Here is a 22050-nt window from a genome sequence, read left to right on the forward strand (position 1 = left end):
GTATAACGGAGTATGCCGATGAGCTCGCTCCCAGGCCCGGGTCCCACGGGTGCCGCCGGTGCTGCCGATCCCTACAGCCCGGGCCAGGTGCCCCGGGTGCTCGCCGGTCGCGAGGTCGAGCTCGGCCGGGTCCGCGACCGGCTCGGTCGGGTGGCGTCGTTCGGCGAGCTCGCCGGCCCGCTCCTGGTCTTCCACGCACCCCGCGGGCTCGGCAAGACCTCGCTCCTGCGTGCCTCCGAGCGCGAGGCCGAGGCGCTCGGCTTCGCCAGCGCGTGGCTGGCCTGCTCACGCGAGCGGCCGTTCCTCGCCGAGCTCGCCCACAGCGTCGACCGGGCCCTCGAGGCGGTCGACCTCGCGCCCGAGCAGCGCCGCAGCTGGCGCGACCGCATGCGCGGGCTGTCGCTCGAGGTCGGGGTGCTGGGCGTCAGCGTCGGGGGCGAGGTCACCGGCGACGCCGCCGACGACGGCGACCACGACGTCGCGGCCCAGGCCCCGATCGGCGCGCTGCAGGACCTCCTGGGCGAGGCGGCCCGCGCCGTCCGGGCACGCGGTGGTGCGGGGCTGGTGGTCTACATCGACGAGCTGCACGCCGCCTCCGCCGACGACATGAGCACGCTGCTCAACGCCGTGCAGAACCTCGACGGCGCGCGGGCCGACACCCCACTCACGGTCGTCACGGCCGGGCTCCCGGTGACGCCCGAGGCCATCGTCCGGGCGGCCACGTTCGGCGAGCGCAGCGCGTTCGTGCCGCTCGACGTGCTCAGCCCCGCCGACGCACGGCACCTGCTGGCGGGGCCGGCCGCCGACCTCGGCGTGGCGTGGTCGTCCGACGCCCTCGACCTCGTGCTCGAGCACTGTGGCGGGCACCCCTACCTGCTGCAGCTGCTCGGCAGCTCGACCTGGACGTCGCGGCGTCCGGTCGGCGGCGACGTGCTCGACATCGACGACGTCTCGGCCGGCCTGCCCGGGGCCGAGCAGCAGCTCCGCGCGATGTACGCCGCGCGGTGGGCGGTCGCGACCGGCCTCGAGCAGTCGTTCATCGTGGCGATGGCCGCGGCCGGCACGGGCAACATCACGCGGGCCGCCATCGCCCGCGAGATGGGGGTCGACTCGCGCGCGATCAGCGTGCCGCGCGACCGGCTCATCGACAAGGGCATCATCGAGCCCGTGGGTCACGGGCTCGTGCGGTTCACGATGCCCGGCTTCGACCGCTGGGTGCGCGACCGAGACTCGCAATGACGCCGAGCGCCGCCGTCCGGCCGGCCCGGTTGGCCCCGATGGTGCTCGCCGACGGGCCGTAGCCGACCAGCTGCACGCGACGGTCGGCGACGGCGGTCGTGCCGTCGAGCTGGATGCCGCCGCGCTCGCTGCGCAGGCGCAGCGGAGCGAGGTGCGTGACCGCGGGCCGGAAGCCCGTCGCCCACAGGATCGCCCCGACCGGCTCGCGGGTGCCGTCGGCGAAGCGGACGGCGTCCGGCTCGACGGAGGTGAACATCGGTCGCCGGGCGTAGGCGCCGAGGGCCTCGGCCGCGCGCTCCTGCTCGCGCAGCGCCAGGCCGGTGACGCTGACGACGCTGGCCGGCGGCAGGCCCTGGCGCACCCGTTCCTCCACGAGGGCGACGACGGCGCGACCGACCTCGGGCGTGAAGTCGTCGGTGCGCCACACCGGCTCGCGTCTGGTCACCCACAGCGTGTCGGTGACCAGCGCGATCTCGCCGAGCAGCTGCACGGCCGAGGCGCCGCCGCCGACGACCGCGGTGCGCAGGCCGCGGAACGCCTCGGCGCCCGGGTAGGCGACGGTGTGCCACTGCGGGCCGGTGAACGTCTCGGCGCCGGGGTAGCGCGGCACGAACGGGTGGGTCCAGGTGCCGGTCGCGTTGACGATCGTGCGCGTCGTCCACGAGCGCTCGCCCGCCTCGACGACGAGCAGGCCCGGGTCGTCGCGGTCGTCGTGCACGCGGTCGACGCGCACCGGACGCACCACGGGCAGGTCGTGGTCGCGCTCGTAGGCGGCGAAGTAGGCCGGGACGGCGACGTTGGCCCGCTCGGCCGGGTCAGGTTCGGGGGACAGGCTGTCCGGCAGGGCGGCGATGCCGTGCACGTCGTGCATGGTCAGCGAGTCCCACCGGTGCTGCCAGGCACCGCCCGGCGCGTCGTCGGCGTCGAGGACGACGTGCCGCACGCCGAGCCGGGTCAGGTGGTACGACGTCGACAGCCCGGCCTGACCGGCGCCGATCACGAGGCTGTCGAGCACGTCCATGTGACGGCAACGCCCGCCGGCCGGTGCTTACTTCCCGAGGGCCGCCGTGAGCGCGATCTCGACCATGCGCCCGAAGGTCTCCTGGCGCTCGTCGGCCGTGGTCTCCTCGCCGGTGACGATGTGGTCGGAGACGGTGCAGATCGCCAGCGCTCGCCGCCCGAAGCGGGCGGCGAGCGTGTAGAGCGCGCTGGCCTCCATCTCGATGGCGAGCACGCCGTGCTCGACCATGCGGGTCAGCAGCTCGGGTCGTGCGGAGTAGAACGAGTCACCGCTGAAGATCAGGCCCACGTGCGCCTCGGGCGCGGCCGCGGCGGCGTCGCGGAGCAGATCGAAGTCGGCCACCGGCGCGTAGTCGAGTCCCTCGAACGCGATCCGGTTCATCGAGGAGTCGGTGCACGCGCCCGAGGCGATGACGACGTCGCGGATCGCCAGGCGGTCGGTCAGCGCACCGCAGGAGCCGACCCGCACGATCGACTGCACGTCGTAGTCGCGGAACAGCTCGTTGACGTAGATGGCCATCGACGGCTGCCCCATGCCCGAGCCCTGTACCGAGACCGGCCGCCCCTGCCACGTGCCGGTGAACCCGAGCATGCCGCGCACCTCGGAGTAGCACACGGCGTCGTCGAGGAACGTCTCGGCGATCCACCGCGCGCGCAGCGGGTCGCCGGGCAGGAGGACGGTCGGGGCGATCGCGCCGTCGCCGGCGCCGATGTGGGTGCTCATGTCGGCGACTCTAGGCTCGAACCGTGAGTCACCCGCACCTGCTGCTGAGCGCCGGCGCCCACGATCGTCTGGGCGTCCGTCGCAAGGACCCCGACTGGCTCGCCGAGCGCTGGCACGACGCGTCGTCGCGGGCCCTCGTCGTCTCCGGCACCCGGGTGCGACCGGTCGAGGGGGCGCTGCCGTGGGTCGAGACCGCCGAGGCGCCCGACGGGGTGCGGGTGCTCCTCGGCGAGCGCGACGGCACCACCCACTGGGCCGTGATCACCGGCCCGGAGGCCGCGGAGAGCCAGGAGGGCGAGTGGTACCCGCTGCGCGGGCTCCTGCCGGCCCTCGCGGGCGACCAGGTCGTCGACGCCCCGCTGGTCTTCCACGCGCTCGGCCTCGCCGAGTGGCACTGGGCCACCCGCCACTGCCCGCGCTGCGGTGGCCGGCTCGCGCCCGAGGCCGCGGGTCACGAGCTGCGCTGCACGGTCTGCGGGCGCACGCAGTTCCCGCGCACGGACCCGGCGGTCATCATGCTGGTCACGTCGGGCGAGCCCGGGGCCGACGACGAGCTCTGCCTGCTCGGGCGGTCGCCCCAGTGGCCCGAGGGCCGCTACTCGACCCTGGCCGGCTTCTGCGAGCCCGGCGAGACGCTCGAGGACGCCGTCCGCCGCGAGGTCGCTGAGGAGGCCGGCGTGGTCGTGGGCGAGGTCACCTACTTCGGCAACCAGCCGTGGCCGCTGCCACAGAGCCTGATGCTCGGCTTCGTCGGCCGCGCCGTCACCACCGAGATCGACCTCGCCGACGACGAGCTGGCCGACGCCCGTTGGCTCACCCGCGCGCAGATGCGCGACGAGGCCACCGCGGGTGGCCTGGTGCTGCCCGGCGGCGTGTCGATCAGTCGCTCGCTGATCGAGCACTGGTACGGCGGGCCGCTGCCCGGCCAGTGGTGAGGATCAGGCCAGCTCGGCGAGCTTGGCCTTCACCTGGGCCAGCGACGGGTTCGTCTGCGCCGAGCCGTCGGAGTAGACGAGGGTGGGCACGGTCTGGTTGCCGTTGTTGACCGACTCGACGAGCTGGGCGGCCTCGGGCTGCTGCTCGATGTCGACGACCTCGTAGCCGATGCCCTCGCGGTCGAGCTGGCCGCGCAGCCGGTGGCAGTAGCCGCACCACGGCGTGGAGTACATCGTGAAGGTGGCGGTCTCGCTCATCGCTGCTGTGTCCCATCGGGTCGGGTAGGTGGAGGTTGCCTCCATGCAACCATCCGGGCGGTCGCTCTGTTCCGGGTGACGGTCGTCTCGCCCGGCCGACCACGTCGCGGGCGGTCGTGGCGCGGCACGGGCCGGCCGACTAGGTTCGACGGGACCGATCGTTGCGGGGAGGGAGCGCGCGTGAGCGAGGTGGGCGATCCCGACGCCGACGGCGTCGTCCCGGTCTTCTTCCTGTCCGACTCCACCGGCATCAGCGCCGAGACGATGGGCAACGCGCTGCTCATCCAGTTCCCCGACCTCGTCTTCGAGCGGACGACGATCCCGTTCATCGGCACGGTCGAGAAGGCCCGCGAGGTGGTCGCCATCCTCGACGAGGCGATGGACGGACCCGTCACGCCCCTGGCCTTCACCACCGCCGCCGAGGACCAGATCCGGCTCGAGCTGGCCAGGACCCGCGCGCCGATCATCGACTTCTTCGAGATGCACATGGGCCGGGTCGAGCAGGTGCTCGGGCAGCAGGGCGTGCGCGAGGTCGCCCGGCTGCACGGCGTCGGCGACATCAAGCGCTACAACACCCGCATGGCCGCGGTGGAGTTCACCATCGAGCACGACGACGGCCAGAGCCTGCGCGCGCTCGACCGGGCCGACGTCGTCCTGCTGGCGCCGTCGCGCTGCGGCAAGACGCCGACGAGCATGTACCTCGCGCTGCAGCACGGGCTGTTCGTGGCCAACTACCCGCTGGTCGACGAGGACCTCGAGTCGCGCGACCTGCCCCGGCCCGTGCGCGACCTCGCCGACCGGTGCTTCGGCATCACCACGACCGCCGACCGCCTCAGCCGCGTGCGCAACGAGCGCCGTCCGGGCTCCCGCTACGCCGAGCTGTCCCAGTGCCGCTGGGAGCTGCGGCAGGCGGGCCTGCTGTTCGACCGGCACCGGATCCCGACGATCGACTCGGCGACCAAGTCGGTCGAGGAGATGGCGGCCCTCGTGCTCCAGACGCTCAAGCGCAACGGCGGGGTCCCCAGCCGTGAACGGATCAAGGCCCGCGATGCCCAGGGAGGCAGCACTTCATGACCGGCACCAACCCCACCTCAGCCAACGTCCGATGGTTCTCCGAGCTCGGGCTGGGCGACCTCGACCAGGTCGGCGGCAAGAACGCCTCGCTCGGCGAGATGGTCTCGCACCTGACCGACCTCGGCGTGCGGGTGCCGGACGGCTTCGCCACGACGTCCGACGCCTACCACCGCTTCATCGGCGACACCGGGCTGGCCGAGCGCATCAGCGAGATGCTCGACGGCCTCGACACCGACGACGTCCGCCGGCTCGCCGAGGTGGGCCGCGAGATCCGGACGGCGGTCGTCGAGCAGGAGTTCCCGGCCGACCTCGAGGCCGACATCCGAGCGGCCTACGAGCGGCTGGCCGGCGAGTCGGCCGTCGACGGGCAGGACGAGGCCAGCTTCGCCGTCCGGTCGTCGGCCACCGCCGAGGACCTCCCCGACGCCAGCTTCGCCGGGCAGCAGGAGACGTTCCTCAACGTGCGCGGCATCGATGCGGTGCTGCTCGCCGTCCGCGAGGTCTTCGCGAGTCTCTACAACGACCGCGCGATCGCCTACCGCGTGCATCACGGCTTCGCCCACGCCGACGTCGGGCTCTCGGCCGGCGTGCAGAAGATGGTGCGCTCCGACGTCGGCGCCTCCGGCGTCATGTTCACGATGGACACCGAGTCCGGCTTCACCGACGCCGTCTTCGTCACCTCGGCGTGGGGTCTCGGCGAGGGCGTCGTGCAGGGTGCGGTCAACCCCGACGAGTTCTACGTCTACAAGCCGGCGCTGCGGGCCGGCCGACCGGCGATCCTCAAGCGGGGCGTGGGCGCCAAGCGCACCAAGATGGTCTACACGAGCAACGCCACGGTCGGGCGCACCACCGAGTTCGTCGACGTCGAGCCCGAGCAGTCGCGCGTGCTCTCGCTCACCGACGACGAGGTCACCGAGCTGGCCCGCCACGCCCTGGTCATCGAGGAGCACTACGGCCGACCGATGGACATCGAGTGGGGCCGCGACGGCGTCGACGGCCTGCTCTACATCCTGCAGGCCCGCCCCGAGACCGTGCAGTCACGGCGCAGCGGAGCCCTCGAGCGCTTCTCCATCGACAAGGCCGTGACCCAGGACGCCGGGGTCCTCGTCGAGGGACGCGCCATCGGTCAGAAGATCGGCGCCGGTCCCGTGCGCGTGCTCCGCTCGATCGAGCAGATGAGCGACTTCGTCGAGGGCGAGGTGCTCGTCGCCGACATGACCGACCCCGACTGGGAGCCGATCATGAAGCGCGCCTCGGCCATCGTGACCAACCGCGGCGGCCGCACCTGCCACGCCGCGATCATCGCCCGCGAGCTCGGCATCCCGGCCATCGTCGGCACGACCTCGGCCACCGGCACGCTGGCCGACGGTGCCGAGGTCACGGTCTCGTGCGCCGAGGGCGACACCGGGCTGGTCTACGACGGCCTGCTCGACTTCACCGTCGAGCGCACCGAGCTCGACGCCATGCCCGACGTACCGGTGAAGATCATGATGAACGTCGGCACCCCCGAGCAGGCGTTCTCGTTCGCCCAGCTGCCCCACCGCGGCATCGGCCTGGCGCGGCTCGAGTTCATCATCAACCGGCAGATCGGCATCCACCCCAAGGCCCTGCTCGACCTCGAGGCCGGCCGCCTCGACGCCGGCCCGCTGCGCTCGGAGATCGAGGAGACGGTGGCGGCCTACGCCTCGCCGCGCGAGTACTTCGTGCAGCGGGTGGTCGAGGGGGTCTCGATGCTCGCCGCCGCCTTCGCGCCCGAGCCGGTGATCGTGCGCATGAGCGACTTCAAGTCCAACGAGTACGCCAACCTGGTCGGCGGCGAGCGCTACGAGCCCGACGAGGAGAACCCGATGATCGGCTACCGCGGCGCGTCGCGGTACCTGTCGGAGGACTTCGCCGAGTGCTTCGCCATGGAGTGCGAGGCGCTGCGCCACGTGCGCGACGAGATGGGCCTGACCAACGTCAAGGTGATGATCCCGTTCGTGCGCACGCTCAAGGAGGCCGAGGGCGTCATCGCGCTGCTGGGCCGGCACGGCCTCGAGCGCGGCACCAACGGCCTCGAGGTCGTGATGATGTGCGAGGTGCCGTCGAATGCCGTGCTGGCCGACCGCTTCCTCGACCACTTCGACGGCTTCTCGATCGGGTCCAACGACATGACCCAGCTGACGCTGGGCCTCGACCGCGACTCGGCGTTGGTCGCCGACGGCTTCGACGAGCGCGATCCCGCCGTCCAGCACATGCTCTCGCTGGCCATCCAGGCCTGCAAGGCGCGCGGCAAGTACGTCGGCATCTGCGGCCAGGGGCCCTCCGACCACCCCGACCTCGCCGACTGGCTGCTCGAGCAGGGCATCGAGTCGATGTCGCTCAACCCCGACACGGTCGTCGCCACCTGGCAACGGCTCGCCGCCAAGGCGGGCACGGCCTGACGGTCAGGCGCGCTGCCGGAGCAGCACCCCGCCCACGAACGCGACGACGGCGCCGCTCACCACGAGTCCGAGACCGAGGGTGACGTCCTCGATCGCGACCATGGTGCCGACGCCGAGCAGCACGACGGCGACGGCGCCACGGCGCAGACCCGTGCCGGTGGTGCCCGTGAGCGAGATCAGCATCAGCACCCCCGTGAGCAGCACGAGCGCCAGGCACAGCAGCTGGACGTTGGCGCGCACGAGGAGCTCGTCGGGCACCCCGCCGCCGCTGGTCTCGTCGACGAGCGCCTCGACGGTGAAGCGGATGCCGCCGACGGTCGCGTCGCGCAGGTGCACGAGGACGCCGGCGACCGCGGTGAGCGTGCCGAGCAGGCCGAGCAGGACCGCCCACAGGCGTCGGTGGCTGTCGGCCTCCTGGGTGAACGTGGCCTCGCCGTGCACCGCGTCGGGCCCGGACGACGCCGTCACCCGCAGCCGCCGGGTCTCGGAGGTGCCGCCGTCGGGCCGGTCGTGGGTCACGGTCATCGTCGAGCGGGCGACCTGACCGGGCGGCACCGACAGCTGCACCGGGTGGAAGCCGATGCGGGCCCGGCCGAACTCGTCGGCGGCCGACAGGACGACGTGCAGCGGCTCGCCGCCCTGGCGGTTGTCGACGTCGACGGCGAACTCACCCCTGCGGGAGGACGTGACCAGGTGGGCCGGCTGCACGTGCACGGCCGCGGAGGCGATGGCCGCCTGGCGCGAGCTGAGCTCGAGCCGGCCGTCGATCTCGGACTCGAGCCCGGCGGCCTGCGCCACCACCGAGAACGGCCGGGTGACCGACTGGCCGCGTGGCGCCGGGGGAGCGGTCACGGTGACGCCGAGCCGGACGGCGCGCCCGGCGCCGACGGTGAACCCGGTGTGGTCGAACCGGAACCCGAGCACGCCGGCCGGGTCGCGACCGCGGAGGGTCACGACGGCATCGTCGCCGTTGGCGCGGTTGTCGACGACCACGTCGACGCGGGCCGTGGTCCCGCCGGCGAGCACGACCTGGCTCGGCTCGAGCCGCAGCTTGAGTGGCACGCGCTCACGGACGGCGGCGGTCTCCTGGGTGACCGTGACCTGGGTGGTCACCGGACCCTGCTCGTCGGTGGCCGTGATGCTCAGCTGGCGTGACGACTGCTCACCGGGGCCGGGAGCGGGGGAGACGAAGCGGGCGGCGACGTCGACGGTGCCGCCGGCGGGCACCTGGGCGACGAGCGGCTGCAGGTCGACCCGGACGACGCCCTCGGGGTCGGAGACCGAGAACCGGTACGTGCGTGGGTGGTTCGAGGCGCGGTTGTCGAGGCGCAGGCCGAACGCGCCGTGCTCGGCGTCCTGCAGCCGCACCAGGCTCGGGTGCGCTACCAGCGTCGCCGGCGGCCCCGACAGCGGGACGACGACGGTGAGCGGCACCTCGGCCACCCGCCCGGGGTCGACGGTCGACCGCACCCGGACGACGACCGGCAGGCGCTGTGCGAGGGCCAGCGTCTCGGGCCGCACCGAGAGCGTCACCGACACCGTGCGGGACTCCTCGGGCAGCAGGTTGGTGTCGCCGTGCTGGATCGCCAGCCACGGGGGCGGGTCGGCCACGACGACCTCGTAGGAGTCGACGATCGACGAGCCGTTGCGCAGCGCGAGCGGGAAGGTGCCGGGCACGAGCGGCGCGACCTCGACCTCGGCCGTGTCGGTGGAGACGACCGGCGGGCGCACCCGGTCGGGCGGACGGCGCGGCGCGTCCGCCGACGGGCGCGGCGGTGCCGGTGGCTGGCCGGGAAGGGAGAACGGCACGGTCGGCGGACCGGCTTCGTCGGCTGCGGGGGCCGGTGGTGCGGCGACCTCGTCGGTCGCGGGGGCGTGCCAGGCCAGGAACGTGTCGCAGACCGGGCAGAACTGCTCGCCCGGCCCGGAGCGCGGGGTTCCGCAGCGCGGGCAGGCGCCGTCGGGCGGGCTACTTGCGGACAAAGAACTCGAGCTCCCCGATCGCGGGCCGGCTGCCGGGGGCGTTGCCGGCGTGGGTGCTGACGATCTCGAACCGCACCGCCGTCACCTCGCTCTGGCGGATCGTCACCCGGACGTCGCCCCGCTTGTCCTCGAGCTCGACGTCGGTGACCTCGCGGCTGCCGTCGTCGTGGGTCACGACGACGCGCAGCTCGGCCGGGCGTCCCTGCTGCTGGAAGGCCTCCTCGTCGGAGGTGGTGACGCCCGGCGTGACGAGCACGTAGACGAGCCGCACGGGGGCGTCGAAGGCGACGTCGACGTGCTCGCCGCGGCCGTCGCCGGCCTTCGCGGGCGCCCAGTACTTGTTGGGCGTGCCGTCCTTGACCAGGTTCGGGCCGTGCCCCTCCTGGGCGCTGGACGCCGTCGCCGTGGCCGGGACGACGCGCTCGACACCCTGCACGCGGTCGCGGACGAGGTCGACGAGGCCACCGACCTGCCCGCGGAGCAGCAGACCACCGCCGGCGAGCAGGCCGACGACGACGAGCAGGGTGAGCAGCCGGGCCGGCACCCGGCGTCGTCCGCCCGGCCGGCGAGCCGCCGGGTGGGTGCCGGCCTCGTCGACCCGCGTCGTCCGCCGGGGAAGGATCCGGCGCCACCAGGGCGTCCTGGCCACGACCGCGTCGACGAGGTCGTGGCCACACCGGCGGCAGAACCTGCGGGTGGGCTTGTTGCCCGCGCCGCACTGGCCGCACACGAGGTCGCCGGGGTTGACCGGCTCCGGCGGCACCGCCTGGTGGCGCGGCGGCGGGGCGACCTGCGCCGCTCCGGGCTGCCGGGCCACCGGTTGCTGCGGAGCGGGCTGCTGGGGCGCGACCAGGGCCGCGGCCGGCGGTACGGACGGCGGTGGCACGGACGGCGAGGACTGCGGGGGAGAAGGGGTCGGCGGGGCCGGCGGGGGCGACGCGTCGACGACCGGCTCGGGCTCGGGAGGGCTCCAGTCGACGTAGCAGCCGCAGCTGCCGCAGAACTGCTCGCCGGCCTCGAGCGGTGCGCCGCAGTCGGGGCACGCGCGCGACGCGCTCACGAGGCGCTCCGGCCGCGCACGACGGTCACGATGTGCGCGACGTGCGCCGGCTTGGTCGACTCGATGAGCGTCTCGACGCGGCGCGGGTCGAGCGCGTCGGGGTCGTCGACGTCGATGGTGACCTCCATGCGGGCGGGGGCGGAACCGGGCAGCGGGCCGCCGGGCGAGGCCGACCACGTGCAGCCGCCGCTGTCGCGCACCGTGACCCGGGCGCCGAGCCCGAGGCCGAGCGCCTCCTCGACGCCGCGACGGGTGCCGCGCCGGCGGTGCACGGCGGCGGCGCCCGCCACGATCGCGCGGCGCTGCGGCAGCGTCCACGTGTCGTCGAGGTCGACGCCGACCCAGCCGGCGAGGTAGTCGACGAAGTCGGCCGGGGCGAGCTGCGGGTCGACGTAGCAGGCCAGCGAGTCGAGGGTCACCAGGATCGGGGCGTAGCCGTCGTCGAACGCGGCGACGAAGCGCTGGGTGAAGTCGTCGTCCTGCAGCACGCCGGGCAGGCGGTGCAGCAGCGGGGCGGGCGACGCCAGGCCGGGCACCATCCCCCTAGCCACCGCGCACCACCCGGATCCGGTGGTCGTAGGAGAAGGTGAGCGCGAACCGGTCGAGGTCGATGCGCTGCACGGCCTGGCCCCGCTTGCCGCTCACGGGGTCGGCGCCGAAGAGCACGACCTCGTCGACGAGCTCGGTGCCGGGCAGCCGCTGCAGCACGGCGTACACCTCGCCGGCCTGCACGGGCCGTCCGAAGGGCCACCCGGTGCCGTCGGGGCCGCCGGTGAGCGGGCTGTAGTAGCGGTTGAGGGCGAGCAGGGCCTCGCGCTGCAGCTCCTCGGATGACGCCCGCGCCCGCGCGACGAGGGTCGCGACCACCGTGACGCCCTGGTAGTACGGCGGCTCGACGCTCACCCGCGCGCCGAGCGTGCGCCGCTCGTCGATGTGGGTGGCCACGGCCCGCAGGGTCTCCTCGGTCGGCACGAGGTCCTCGAACCGCAGCCGCCCGTCGACGTCGGGCGAGGCCGCCGGGACGACGAGCACCCGGACGCCACCGGCCTCGTCGTCGCTCGCAGCGGGCACGGTCCTGACCCGTGCGACCTGGGGCGCGGCCGCGCGAGCGAGCTGCTCGTAGTCCTCGGCGGTGACGGCGCGGTCGCGCGTGCGCAGCGCGAGCGGACCGCGCAGGCGCGCCTCGTCGACGGTCTCGGAGGCGACGCCGCCGATGGCCGCGCGCCGGTTGACCACCCGGTCGATGCCCGGCACGGTCGAGCGCAGGACACGGACGGCCTGGGCCGACACGTTGCCGGTGGGGCCGCCACCGACGCGGTAGGTCGGCACGCGCAGCGGAGCCCCCTTGGGTGGTACGGATCCGTACGACCTCAACGAGCCGTCCGGTTCACGCACGGCCGGTCCGAACGCCACCTCGCCGGTGGCCCGGTCGACCCGGCACACGCGGCTGTCGGCGTCACACCCGGCGAACGACTCGACCTCGACCCAGCGCTCCCAACCTGAGCCGGCCGCGACCTCGACCTCGATCGGCTCGCCGGCCGAGACGACCGGCCCGCGCGCGAGCCGGAACACCTGACCGGGCACGCCCTCCGAGAGCCCGAGGACCTCGCCGTGCACGGCCTCGGCGTGCACGGCCGGCACGGTGCCGCCGAGGGTGAACGCCGTCGCGGCGGTGATCGTCGGGGACGCGCTGTAGAACGGGTACCCCTCCGCCGCGGGGACGACGCGGCAGCGCACCCACCCGGCACGCAGCCCGGCCACCACCGACGCGGCGTGGTTCCTCGGCAGGTGGACGACGACGTCCCCCGCCCGGTTGAGCCCGCCGGTGCCGTCGCGCTCGACCTCGCAGCCGACCCAGTCGCCGCCGTCCCACGCCTCCCAGACCAGCGGCGGTGCTGTGGGATCGACACCCACGCCCTGCACGTGGCACTCGAAGCGGAACCCGATCGCGCAGGCCGGCGCGGCGTCGTCGAGCCCGAGCAGGAGCACGTCGTCGTAGGCGGGCCGCTCGGAGAAGCAGGGGAACTCCTCCTGCAGGCCGAGCTGGTCGTCGCGCCCGGTGGGCTCGCCGCCGACGGGCTGCGTGAGCACGTGCCGCAGGCTCCTCGGGGGCATGCGCAGGTCGGTGGTGGTGGCGAACACGACGGCGTCGTCCTGCGCGGTGCGGAGCGTGGCGACGTCGCTGTCGGCCGGCAGCACGACGTCGTCGGCGGGCGGCGCGGAGAGCCACGCGGTGACGTCGACGTGGGCCGGCGTCGGCGGGTGCAGGGTGACGCCGAGCAGGTCGAGGAAGGTGATGTAGAGCCGGTCCGGCACCCGGTTCAGCCGGTAGAGCAGCTCGTCGGTCATGAACGCGAAGGTCTCGATCAGCGTGACGCCGGGGTCGGAGACGTTGTGGTCGGTCCACTCCACGCAGCGCTGCTGCACCATGCGCTTGGCGTCGTCGACGAGGTCCTGGAAGCGGCGGTCGTCTAGGTGGGGGATCGGCAGGCTCATGGCGTCGGCTCCTCGTGGGGCGGGATCACGTAGAACGGGAAGACCAGGTTGCGCGGGTCGTTGGTGCCGCGGACGGCGTACTGCAGCTCGACGTAGAGCACGCCGCGGTCGACGGCGTCGAAGCGGACGACGACGTCGCCGAGGTCGATGCGTGGCTCCCAGCGGTTGATCGCGATGCGCACCGCGTAGGCGATGTCGCCGGCCGTCGAGGCGTCGGCGGGCGCGAAGACGTAGTCGTGGATCGCGCAGCCGAACTCGGGCCGCATCGGCCGCTCGCCGGGCGCGGTCATGAGGATGAGCCGGATGCTCTCCTCGATCTCGTGGGTGCCCGCCACGAGGGCGACCTTGCCGGTCGGGTCGACGCGCAGCGGGAACGCCCAGCCGGCGCCGACGAACTCCTCACCCACGGGCCCTCACCCTCATCCGATGATCACCGTCGGGCACCCCGGCGGCAGGATCGGTGCGCCGCACCCGGACATGTCTCCGACGCGCGCGGCCGGCAGCCCACCGATGAGCACGGTGGGCGCGCCCGGCGGCACGATCGGGGACGGCGGGTGCGGGCCGGCGACCGGGGGCATCGTGCAGGTGTGCAGGTCGCCCACCCGCGCGGCGGGCAGGCCGCCGATGAGCACGGTCGGGCACCCCGGCGGCATGAGGGAGCCGGGGTGGCCGGAGAGGTCGCCGACACGCGCTGCGGGCGGCATCAGTTGATCTTCACGATCGAGCCCTTGACGGTGGTGACCCCCGTCGCCGACAGCTCCGCGGTGCCCGTGGCGCTCAGCTTGACGGTGGTGCCCTTGAGCTCGAGGCTGCCCGACGCCTCGATCTTCAGGTTGGTGCCCTTGACCGACACGTCGCCGGTGCCGGTGCTGAGGTCGACGTTGCTCTTGGCCGTCACCGACAGCGGGCCCTCGGAGACGATCTCGATGCCCTTGTCGGCGGTCTGGGTCAGCACGATCTTCTGCGCGCCACCGTTGCTGCTCAGCACGACCTGCTCGGCACCGGGCTTCTCCGTCAGCTCGACCACCATGCCCGTGCGCGACACGAACCCGCGGCGCACCACTTCGCCGGACGTGCTGTCCACGTTGGCCTCCCAGCCGCCGCCGGGCTTGTCCTGCCCGTTGTAGAGACCGCCGAGCACGAACGGGTGCTGCAGGTCGCCCTGCGAGAACGCGACCAGCACCTCGTCGCCGACCTCCGGCAGGACGGCGGCGCCACGGTCCTTGCCGGCGCCCGGCTGCAGGGTGCGTGCCCACCACGACTCGTACTGGTCGGAGAGCCACGGCAGGCGGATCTTGACCCGGCCCAGCTTGTCGGGGTCCTGCACGCTCGTCACCAGCGCCGGGACGACGCCCGGGGTCGTCGGGCGGTCGCGGACGGCGGCGTTGGTGGCGCCGTACAGCGAGCGCTCGGAGGTGTTGCTGGCCCCGAACGTCGTCCGGTAGCCGTGGTCGGGGGAGAACTCGTGACGCGTCGAGGTCAGCACGTACTTGCCGTTGAACTGCTCCCCGACGCCGGCGACCCGCACCGCCGTCCCGGCACGGAGGCCGGGGTTGCCGCGGGCGGTGCCCTCGAGCTCGGCGAAGCCGCCGGCGAGGTGGTCGGCGAGCGAGCCGGCGATCGAGCTGACGGCGGCCTGGTCGTGCAGGCCGGCCAGGCCGAGCACGTAGGGCGGGCTGCTGAACGTGCTCGCCAACGCCGCGGGCGTGGCACCGCTGTCGGGCACCGCGCTCGTGGTGGCGGCCGACGTCGAGGTGACGACCTCCTTCTTCGTGGCGGGGTCCCAGCCGCGCACCTCGACGCTCGGTACTTGGCCGGCAGCGGTGATCGTGCCGCGCAGGTGCACCAGGCTGACGCCGGCCTCGAGCACGAGCGGGTCGGTGCGTGAGTCGCCTGTGCCGCCCGGTGCCTCGCTGGCCGGCGTCCGTCTCGTGAAGTGCAGCTTTCCGTCGGACAGGGTGAGCAGTCGATCGTTCTCCAGCGCGAGCCGACGCAGGAAGTCCCAGTCGTTGACGCCGTCCTGGGTGACGTGGTGGTACGTCGCCTGGGTCGACTCGACCTCGGCCGTGAGGCTCGCCCGCTGCGCGACCTTCTGCACGATGTCGGAGGCCGTCATGTTCACGTAGGCCTCGACGCGCGTGCCCCGGAAGAGGCGGTGCGAGACGTCGAGGCCGCGCACCAGCGTCTGCACGCCCAGCTCTCCGACCTCGACCTCGATCGCGGTCACCTCGCCGTCGAGCAGCGGCGTGCTGCCACCGGGCGCCGTCGACTGCAGGCTGAGGCGGACCTTGGCGCCGATGGTGAACCCGCCCTTGGTCAGCACCGTGCCGCCGGTGTCGTTGAAGCGCAGCACGAACATGTCGGGCACGTTGGTGCTGTCGTCGACGTACCCACCGGCGAGCAGCGGGACGACGTCGGCCGGCAGGGGTGTGCCGTCGACGGCGACCTGCAGGGTGTTGGAGAACTCCTCACCGTGCGGCATCGAGCACCGTCCCGGGGCGGGTGGCGGTCGGCGTCGAGGCCGCGGCGACCCGCACGTGTGCCTCCAGCTCCTCGAGGGCCGGCAGCATCAGCCGGTCGCCGGGCCGCATGCGCATCGGGTCGTCGATGCGGTTGAGGTCGGCGACGGCCCGCCACAGCGCCGGCTGGCCGTACTCGCGGTAGGCGATCGCGGGCAGCGAGTCGCCCTCGACGACCTGGTGCACGCGGTGCGGCACGAGACCACCGGACGTCGGGTTCTGCTTCGGCGCGTCGCCGGCGAGCTCCTCCAGGGTCACCTGGCAGGCGGCCCGGATCGGGAGGCCGTCGGCGGTGAACATCGTGTACTTCGCCGAGACTTGGCTGACGTAGGCCAGGAACCCGGTCAGGCTGCCCCACCGGAAGACGACCCACGGCGGCGACGCCTTCTTCGACGTCATCGACGACTGCGTGGGCGTGGTGAGCGAGAACAGCTTCTCGACCGTCTTGACGACGCTGGTGTCATGCTTGGCGCTGGCGTCGAAGAACATCTCGAGCGTGAGCTTCGACGGCTGGCTGCCGGTGAACTGCGGCGGCGGTGCGCTCTTGTTGCCCTTGGCCGGCTCGCGCTTCCAGCTGGCCTGCTTGGCCAGCGCGATCTCCTTCGGGTTGAACTGGAAGTCGAGCTGGAACAGCAAGGCCCCCGGCGCCGACAGCGACCCGTTGGTCGAGGGCTCGTGCACCATCAGGTAGGCGTGCTGCAGGTTGGGCCGACCACCGGCGCCCACGGGCGAACCCGCGGCGGCGGCGTCGAAGCTGACCGGACTCCCGCCCATGGCGCTCTTCTCCTGCCTGCTACCTGGTCGCTACCGGGTGGTGAAGCCGTGGTGGGCGATCTCGAGGGTCTCGGTGAGCACCTTCGGCTGGTCGCTGTTGAGGCTCGGACCGGTCCAGCGCACCGGCAGGACGTCGACGACCGACCACTCCGCGACGACCTTGCCGTCGGCGCGCATCGCCTGGATGACGGCCGTCTTGCGCTCGTAGCCCTGGGCCACCGACGAGACCCAGGAGGCGATCTTCGAGGTGTCGGCGCCGAGGGGGCGGGTGAGCTTGATGTTGCTGTACTTGAGCCGTGTCGGCAGCTGCCACACGTGGGCGTTGTTGCCGCCCTCCTCGCGCATCTCCATGACGACCTCGGCGCCCAGGCCCTCGCAGCTGCTCCAGGCGCCGATGCTGGCGTCGTCGATCTTCACCACGAAGGCGACGCTGACGGCGGTGTCGACGTCCTGCAGCTGGGTCATGGGCGGGCTCCTCTCTCGATCTGGGGTTCCGGTCTATCCGTGGGCACTCACCAAACACTCACCAGCCGGACCTCACCAGGCGTCGGTGCGGGTGCCGCGGCGCTCGCGGTCGAGCAGGAGCTCGTTCTTGAGCCGGCGCAGCAGTGGCGGGAACAGCCGGTGTGCCAGGGCGTCGTCGTCGGCCCCCGAGGCCCGACCGCCCGCCGGTGTCGCGCCCGTGGCCGTCGCGCTGCCCGTCGCGCTGCCTGGCTCGGCATCCCCGGCGGCGTCGGCGTTGACATCCCCGACGGCGCCGGTGGTGTCGGGCGTCGTGACGGCGCCGGGCACTGCGGGGACTGGCAGGCCCGGCAGGTGCGGGAGCGACGCGGGGCCGGAGGCGAGGGCACCCGCGGCAGCGGCCGCGCCGCCGGCGGTCGCCGCGACGGCGTCGGCGGGCCGCGTGGCCAGTGGGAGCGCGGCCGGCAGGCCCGAGGTGAGCTCGCCGGGGCTCGGCAGCACGGAGGGCAGGTCGGCCGGGAGCCCGGGCGCCGCGGGCAGTCCGGGCACGGTCGGCAGGGACGGCAGTCCGGGTACCGGGAGGCCGGTCGGGAGGTCTGGCAGGTCCGGCAGGGACGGCGGCTCGGGGACGGTCGGCATCGCCGGTAGGTCGTCGGGTCCGGGCAGGTCGGCGGCCGCCGGCGACGAGGGCAGGTCGCGCATCGACGGCATCGACGGCATCGACGGCATCGACGGCACCGACGGCACCGACGGCGCGGTGGGCATCGGCGGAGCGCCCGGCATCGAGGGAATCGGGGGCATCGACGGCAGCGACGGCAGCGCGAAGCGCGACACGGTGACCGGCGGTACCGGCGGACTCGTCGGTGAGGTCGGTGTGGTCGGTGTGGTCGGGGTCGGTGGTGCGCTCAGGTCGATCGGGAGGGTCGGGAGGGTCGGGGCGGTCGGCGGTGGCCCGGTCGGGTCGTCCGGGCCGACGGCCGTGGCGTCGTCCCGCGCGCCGACCCCGCTGGCACCGACCGCGCCGGCGCCGGTGGGTGGTGTCGGGGCGGGGGCGGACCGGGGCGCAGCGACCGGGACGGCCGGGATCCGTTGCACCGGCACGACCCGCTCGCGCGTACGCGGTGCGGGGAGGAGCGGGGCCGGCCGGACGACCAGGTTCGGTGTCGGTCGGCCCGGCCCGGGCAGCACGGTGTCGCGCTGCACCGAGGTCGCGAGGCCGCGGGTGAGCGGCAGGGGTGCCGACGGCAGCGTGACGGGGGTTGACGGCACCGCCGCGACGACGGCCTTGGGGGCGGTCTCGACGACGGTGTCGGCCGGTTCGGGCCGTGCGGGCGCGTCGTCCGGCTCGTGCGGCTCGGGTGGCAAGGGTGGTGAGGGTGGCGCCGCGTCGGCGTCCGGCTCGACGACGGCGCGCTGCACGGCGACCTCGGTGAACCCACCGGCCCCGGGCAGCTCGAGAACGGGTGCCGCGGCGGGTGTGGCCGGGGGCTCCGGCGTGACCGACGCGAGCGACGTGACCGGCGCGTACGGCACGATGCCGGGCTCGGCGACGGCGGTCGCGGGTACCTGGGGGAGCGGTGCGCCGAGACCGAGGCGCGGCCGGGTCGCCACCACGGGGGCTGCGGGCGGCAGGGCGAGGGGTGCGTCGGTCGCCCGCTGCAGCGGGCGCGGTACGCCGGGCGCGGCGAGCGGTGCCGGCAGGTCGTCGTCCGGTGGCCCGAGGACGGCGCGATCCGCCGGCTCGGCCTCGGCGACCTCGGCGACCTCGGGGGCCGGGTCAGGCGCCGGAGCCGCCGCCGGAGCGGCGTCGGGCACGACCGCGCGCTGCACCAGCGGCATGCCGAGCGCCGGGGCGGTGACGAGCGAGGGTGCCGTGGGGGCCGGCGGCTCGTGGCCGCAGTCGTGGTCGTGCACGTGGACGGCGCGGGCCACCGGTAGGTCGGGGGTGTCGCTGCTCGCCCGCGGACCGACGGCCCGTTGCACCGGGGAGGGGCGCGGCGGCGGGAGCAGCGTCAGCTCGATCGGGGCCGGGACGAGGGCCGACGGCGTCCCCGTGCCGGGACCGAGGCCACCGCCGTCGCCGTCGATCACGCCGGAGGGCGCGGTGTCGACGACGGCGTGGCTCAGGTGGTCGGTGAAGGCCGGTGAGCGCCACGCCGGCAGCTCGTGCGGGAACGTCGTGGGCCGCGTGATGGTCTGGATGCCCTCGGCGAGGCTGCGCTGGATGGGTGGCAGGAACGCCCAGCCCAGGGGCGACGGCGCCGGCTCACGCGGTGCCGGCGACGGGGCCGGTGCCAGTGCCGGTGCCAGTGCCGCAGGGAGCTCGACGGGCGCGTCGTCGCGTCGTGACCAGGGCCAGCGCACGGGTCACCGCTCCTCGGCGAGCCGGGTGTTGATGCTCGCGATCTCGCCGACGAAGCGCAGCCGTTGCGGGTGCTCGAGGTCGAGGATGTCGTCGAGCCGCCAGTGGAAGTGGTAGGCGACGTACGCGACCTCTTCGTAGAGCCGGGCGGGCGCGTACGTCACGATTCCCCCAGGCGCCCACCCGCGAGGTCGATCGTGAAGCGCTGCGAGCACTCGGGACAGGTCACGGCGGCCCGGGTGTGTCCCTCGGCGTTGATGCGCCGGTAGAAGTCCTGCAGGAACGCGACGTCGCTGGCGAACATGTTCTCCACGACCTGCGCGCTCATCATCGGCAGCGTGCCGAGGCGGGTGATCACCCGGCCGAGCAGCACGACCGTGGTGAAGGCGGCGTTCTCCTGCACGCGCTCGTCGTAGAGCGGCAACAGCTCGTCGCGGGCGGTGGCCAGGCGCATCGTGCCGTGACGGTGGACGACGCCGTCGCCGTCGACGTAGCCCCGCGGCAGCTCGAAGTCGAACTCCGTGCGCATGGTCTGCGCCGTCTCGACCGGCGCCCGCTCCTGGACGACGGGCGGTCCCGCGGTGAGCGGGTCGAGCACGGCGGGGCCGGGTCCGCGCTGCATCAGGACACGGTCACTTCGTCGTAGCAGATCACGAACTTCTCGGTCGCCTGCTCGGCGGCACCGGCCTTGAGCGAGTTGACCTCGACGCTGCGCACCCAGCAGTTGGTGAAGTTGTAGGTCTTGATCGGCGCCCCGGCGTAGTCGAGCAGGGCGACCGAGGCCGTCTTGCGCGAGCCGGACACGTCCCCCTGGGCGACCTGCTTGAGCCAGTCGGTGATGGTCTTGGAGTCGGTGAGGCCGCGGGTGACGGTCAGCTCGCCGGCCTTGGGGCGTCCGATGAGCTGGCGGACGACGTACTTGCCGTCGCTGGTCTGCTGCTTCAGCTCGATCTTGTCGACCTCGGCCTTGAGGCCGCTGACCTCGTTGACCTTGGGGATCTGGATGCCGTCGACGGTGACGATGAAGCCGTTGGCCGAGGCTGAGTCGAGGGGGTCTGCGAGTCCCATGGTGGTGCGTCTCCTTCAGTTCGAGGTTGGTGCGACAGAGGGTCTGGTGGATGGACTGGCTACTCGTTGACCAGGCTCGTCCCGCCGGAGAACTGCGAGAGCTGGAAGATGACGAACTCGGCCGGCTTCACGGGCGCGACGCCGATCTGGCAGACGACCTGTCCGGCGTCGATGCCCTCGGCCGGGTTGGTCTCGTCGTCGCACTTGACGAAGAAGGCCTCGTCGGGGGTGGTGCCGAACAGGGCGCCCTTGCGCCACTCGTTGATGAGGAAGGAGGCGATGGTGCGCCGGATGCGCGCCCACAGCGCTGGGTCGTTGGGCTCGAAGACGACCCACTGCGTGCCCAGCAGGATCGACTCCTCGAGGTAGTTGAACAGCCGCCGCACGTTGAGGTAGCGCCACTCGGCGTCGCTGGAGAGGGTGCGCGCGCCCCACACGCGCACACCACGACCGGGGAAGGTGCGGATGCAGTTGATGCCGACCGGGTTGAGCAGGTCGTGCTCGGCCTTGGTGATCTGGGTCTGCAGCGAGATGGCGCCCCGGACCACCTCGTTGGCGGGAGCCTTGTGCACGCCGCGGGTGTCGTCGTTGCGGGCCCAGACGCCGGCCATGTGGCCCGACGGCGGCACGAACTTGTTGGTGCTCGACGCCGGGTCGAAGACCTTCACCCACGGCCAGTACATCGTCGCGAAGCGCGAGTCGTAGCCGGCGCCGCGGGTGCGCCACTCGTGCACCTGCTGCGGGTTGAGGCCGGGCGGGGTGTCGAGGATCGCGATGCGGTCGCCCATGAGCTCGCAGTGGGCGATCATGCCGAGCTGCACGGCCTTGAAGGTCTCGAGGTCGATCGCCCCCTGCTCGTAGGCGGCGGCGAGGTCGGGCACCGAGACCATCGTGACCTCGTCGACGGCCTCGAGGCCGCTGAAGCCGGTCCGCTGGGCCGCGTCGCCGACGTAGTCGCCGGCGCCGAGGTTGTCGACGGACGGCGGCACCGGCACGGGCTCCTGCTCGGCGAGCACGGCCTGACCGGCCGTCGCGACGGCGAGGGCGCTGCCCGACGACGTCTCCTCGAGGTTGATCAGCTTCGAGGCCGCGTTCACCGCCACGGCGACGTTGTTGTCGCCCGGCTGCGCGGTCACGTTGTCGTAGGTCTCGGTGTCCTTGCCGTCGACGGTGACGACGAGCCGGAACGTCTCACCTGGCGGGTTCTCGCCGCCGGCGGGCTCGACGACCACGCCGATCGTCTTGCCGGCCGTCGCGCCCTTGGCGATCGAGGTGGCCGTGTAGCCCCCGATCTGGGCCCGCTTGGGCGGGGTGATCTCCTTCGGCTTCGCCGCTCCGCCGCGTCCGCCGCTGGGCTCGATGCGGACGACGAAGCAGTTGCCGCCCCCGTTGAGGAACCAGCCGTAGACGGCGTGCGCCAGGTAGGCGTTCTCGGTGAAGTCGCCGAACGTCTCGGCGTACTGGGTCCAGTTGGAGACCAGCGTCGGCTCGTTGACCGGGCCTTTGGCGGCCAGGCCCACGAACGCCGCGACCGACGTCCCGACCCCCTCGATCGGACGGGTTCCGGCCTCGACCTCCTCGACGTAGACCCCGGGCGAGAGATAGGTGGGCATCCTGCAGCCTCCTCGGCTATGACGGTGAGGACTTCAAGGC

Annotated in this window: 21 protein-coding genes; 4 read left to right on the forward strand and 17 right to left on the reverse strand. The window is 73.5% G+C overall.

The annotated features are described in order from the left end of the window. Positions 1-18: 18 nt before the first annotated feature. Positions 19-1239 carry an ATP-binding protein gene (locus tag ABFT23_RS21200; protein WP_347898851.1) on the forward strand — a complete coding sequence of 407 codons (1221 nt, stop codon included), beginning with the start codon at positions 19-21 and terminating at the stop codon, positions 1237-1239. On the opposite strand, the gene ABFT23_RS21205 is transcribed toward ABFT23_RS21200, so the two are convergent. Together ABFT23_RS21205 and deoD are read right to left on the reverse strand one after the other, a co-directional pair. After that, positions 1190-2260, reverse strand: a complete 1071-nt coding sequence (locus tag ABFT23_RS21205) for an NAD(P)-binding domain-containing protein (RefSeq protein ID WP_347898853.1) — start codon at positions 2258-2260, stop codon at positions 1190-1192. The genes ABFT23_RS21200 and ABFT23_RS21205 overlap by 50 nt on opposite strands. A 27-nt stretch (positions 2261-2287) precedes the next feature. Beyond that, the gene (gene deoD, locus ABFT23_RS21210; protein ID WP_347898855.1) at positions 2288-2983 is read right to left on the reverse strand and encodes a purine-nucleoside phosphorylase; all 696 of its coding nucleotides are present in this window, start codon (positions 2981-2983) and stop codon (positions 2288-2290) included. 23 nt (positions 2984-3006) lie between these two features. Here deoD and nudC point away from each other — a divergent pair, with 23 nt between their 5' ends. After that, on the forward strand, positions 3007-3918 hold the full coding sequence (nudC, locus tag ABFT23_RS21215; protein ID WP_347898857.1) for an NAD(+) diphosphatase: 912 nt from the start codon (positions 3007-3009) through the stop codon (positions 3916-3918). 3 nt (positions 3919-3921) lie between these two features. Here the strand turns inward: nudC and ABFT23_RS21220 are convergent, their stop codons facing one another. Continuing rightward, positions 3922-4176, reverse strand: a complete 255-nt coding sequence (locus tag ABFT23_RS21220; protein WP_347898859.1) for a mycoredoxin — start codon at positions 4174-4176, stop codon at positions 3922-3924. A 180-nt stretch (positions 4177-4356) separates the two neighbouring features. Between ABFT23_RS21220 and ABFT23_RS21225 the strand changes: the two genes are divergently transcribed. Next, the gene (locus ABFT23_RS21225; protein WP_347898861.1) at positions 4357-5250 is read left to right on the forward strand and encodes a pyruvate, water dikinase regulatory protein; all 894 of its coding nucleotides are present in this window, start codon (positions 4357-4359) and stop codon (positions 5248-5250) included. After that, entirely contained in the window at positions 5247-7673 is a 2427-nt protein-coding gene (ppsA, locus tag ABFT23_RS21230) for a phosphoenolpyruvate synthase (RefSeq protein ID WP_347898863.1), read from the forward strand. The genes ABFT23_RS21225 and ppsA overlap by 4 nt, the downstream gene beginning before the upstream one ends. Positions 7674-7676: 3 nt before the next feature. On the opposite strand, the gene ABFT23_RS21235 is transcribed toward ppsA, so the two are convergent. The 14 genes from ABFT23_RS21235 to ABFT23_RS21300 all read right to left on the reverse strand — a co-directional run bounded on the left by ABFT23_RS21235 (position 7677) and on the right by ABFT23_RS21300 (position 22010). Next, positions 7677-9656: a hypothetical protein gene (locus tag ABFT23_RS21235; protein WP_347898865.1), complete on the reverse strand. Its 1980-nt coding sequence runs from the start codon at positions 9654-9656 to the stop codon at positions 7677-7679. Further along, positions 9643-10716, reverse strand: coding sequence for a zinc ribbon domain-containing protein (locus ABFT23_RS21240; RefSeq protein ID WP_347898867.1), 1074 nt, complete (start codon positions 10714-10716; stop codon positions 9643-9645). The genes ABFT23_RS21235 and ABFT23_RS21240 overlap by 14 nt, the downstream gene beginning before the upstream one ends. Beyond that, positions 10713-11255, reverse strand: coding sequence for a phage tail protein (locus ABFT23_RS21245; protein ID WP_347898869.1), 543 nt, complete (start codon positions 11253-11255; stop codon positions 10713-10715). The genes ABFT23_RS21240 and ABFT23_RS21245 overlap by 4 nt, the downstream gene beginning before the upstream one ends. A 4-nt stretch (positions 11256-11259) precedes the next feature. Further along, positions 11260-13212 (reverse strand): putative baseplate assembly protein, encoded by a 1953-nt coding sequence (locus tag ABFT23_RS21250; protein WP_347898871.1) that lies wholly within the window; start codon positions 13210-13212, stop codon positions 11260-11262. Next, positions 13209-13619, reverse strand: a complete 411-nt coding sequence (locus ABFT23_RS21255; RefSeq protein ID WP_347898872.1) for a GPW/gp25 family protein — start codon at positions 13617-13619, stop codon at positions 13209-13211. Before ABFT23_RS21255 ends, ABFT23_RS21250 begins: the two co-directional genes overlap by 4 nt. A 12-nt stretch (positions 13620-13631) precedes the next feature. Then, complete coding sequence (locus tag ABFT23_RS21260) at positions 13632-13916, reverse strand: PAAR domain-containing protein (RefSeq protein WP_347898874.1); 285 nt, start codon at positions 13914-13916, stop codon at positions 13632-13634. Next, positions 13916-15694 (reverse strand): VgrG-related protein, encoded by a 1779-nt coding sequence (locus ABFT23_RS21265; RefSeq protein WP_347898876.1) that lies wholly within the window; start codon positions 15692-15694, stop codon positions 13916-13918. The genes ABFT23_RS21260 and ABFT23_RS21265 overlap by 1 nt, the downstream gene beginning before the upstream one ends. Next, positions 15681-16505: a CIS tube protein gene (locus tag ABFT23_RS21270; protein WP_347898877.1), complete on the reverse strand. Its 825-nt coding sequence runs from the start codon at positions 16503-16505 to the stop codon at positions 15681-15683. Before ABFT23_RS21270 ends, ABFT23_RS21265 begins: the two co-directional genes overlap by 14 nt. 30 nt (positions 16506-16535) lie before the next feature. Continuing rightward, positions 16536-16970: a phage tail protein gene (locus tag ABFT23_RS21275; protein WP_347898879.1), complete on the reverse strand. Its 435-nt coding sequence runs from the start codon at positions 16968-16970 to the stop codon at positions 16536-16538. Between the two features lie 72 nt (positions 16971-17042). Next, complete coding sequence (locus ABFT23_RS21280; protein ID WP_347898881.1) at positions 17043-19331, reverse strand: hypothetical protein; 2289 nt, start codon at positions 19329-19331, stop codon at positions 17043-17045. 3 nt (positions 19332-19334) lie between these two features. Then, entirely contained in the window at positions 19335-19493 is a 159-nt protein-coding gene (locus ABFT23_RS21285) for a DUF6760 family protein (RefSeq protein WP_347898883.1), read from the reverse strand. Further along, positions 19490-19951, reverse strand: coding sequence for a hypothetical protein (locus ABFT23_RS21290; RefSeq protein ID WP_347898885.1), 462 nt, complete (start codon positions 19949-19951; stop codon positions 19490-19492). Before ABFT23_RS21290 ends, ABFT23_RS21285 begins: the two co-directional genes overlap by 4 nt. After that, positions 19951-20397 carry a phage tail protein gene (locus ABFT23_RS21295; protein WP_347898887.1) on the reverse strand — a complete coding sequence of 149 codons (447 nt, stop codon included), beginning with the start codon at positions 20395-20397 and terminating at the stop codon, positions 19951-19953. Before ABFT23_RS21295 ends, ABFT23_RS21290 begins: the two co-directional genes overlap by 1 nt. A gap of 59 nt (positions 20398-20456) precedes the next feature. Further along, positions 20457-22010 carry a phage tail sheath family protein gene (locus ABFT23_RS21300; protein ID WP_347898889.1) on the reverse strand — a complete coding sequence of 518 codons (1554 nt, stop codon included), beginning with the start codon at positions 22008-22010 and terminating at the stop codon, positions 20457-20459. Positions 22011-22050: the final 40 nt, after the last annotated feature.

The sequence above is a fragment of the Nocardioides secundeburneus genome (assembly GCF_039939255.1).
In the GTDB taxonomy this organism is placed as follows: Bacteria; Actinomycetota; Actinomycetes; order Propionibacteriales; family Nocardioidaceae; genus Nocardioides.

What these genes read in the sequence shown, in the direction of transcription:
- ABFT23_RS21275 (WP_347898879.1), bottom strand. Translation starts at nt 16,970, where the DNA reads ATGACCCAGCTGCAGGACGTCGACACCGCCGTCAGCGTCGCCTTCGTG.
- ABFT23_RS21245 (WP_347898869.1), bottom strand. Translation starts at nt 11,255, where the DNA reads ATGGTGCCCGGCCTGGCGTCGCCCGCCCCGCTGCTGCACCGCCTGCCC.
- ABFT23_RS21250 (WP_347898871.1), bottom strand. Translation starts at nt 13,212, where the DNA reads ATGAGCCTGCCGATCCCCCACCTAGACGACCGCCGCTTCCAGGACCTC.
- ABFT23_RS21270 (WP_347898877.1), bottom strand. Translation starts at nt 16,505, where the DNA reads ATGGGCGGGAGTCCGGTCAGCTTCGACGCCGCCGCCGCGGGTTCGCCC.
- deoD (WP_347898855.1), bottom strand. Translation starts at nt 2,983, where the DNA reads ATGAGCACCCACATCGGCGCCGGCGACGGCGCGATCGCCCCGACCGTC.
- ABFT23_RS21200 (WP_347898851.1), top strand. Translation starts at nt 19, where the DNA reads ATGAGCTCGCTCCCAGGCCCGGGTCCCACGGGTGCCGCCGGTGCTGCC.
- ABFT23_RS21295 (WP_347898887.1), bottom strand. Translation starts at nt 20,397, where the DNA reads ATGGGACTCGCAGACCCCCTCGACTCAGCCTCGGCCAACGGCTTCATC.
- ppsA (WP_347898863.1), top strand. Translation starts at nt 5,247, where the DNA reads ATGACCGGCACCAACCCCACCTCAGCCAACGTCCGATGGTTCTCCGAG.
- ABFT23_RS21205 (WP_347898853.1), bottom strand. Translation starts at nt 2,260, where the DNA reads ATGGACGTGCTCGACAGCCTCGTGATCGGCGCCGGTCAGGCCGGGCTG.
- ABFT23_RS21300 (WP_347898889.1), bottom strand. Translation starts at nt 22,010, where the DNA reads ATGCCCACCTATCTCTCGCCCGGGGTCTACGTCGAGGAGGTCGAGGCC.
- ABFT23_RS21260 (WP_347898874.1), bottom strand. Translation starts at nt 13,916, where the DNA reads ATGCCGCCCGCAGCGCGTGTCGGCGACCTCTCCGGCCACCCCGGCTCC.
- ABFT23_RS21220 (WP_347898859.1), bottom strand. Translation starts at nt 4,176, where the DNA reads ATGAGCGAGACCGCCACCTTCACGATGTACTCCACGCCGTGGTGCGGC.
- ABFT23_RS21290 (WP_347898885.1), bottom strand. Translation starts at nt 19,951, where the DNA reads ATGCAGCGCGGACCCGGCCCCGCCGTGCTCGACCCGCTCACCGCGGGA.
- ABFT23_RS21265 (WP_347898876.1), bottom strand. Translation starts at nt 15,694, where the DNA reads ATGCCGCACGGTGAGGAGTTCTCCAACACCCTGCAGGTCGCCGTCGAC.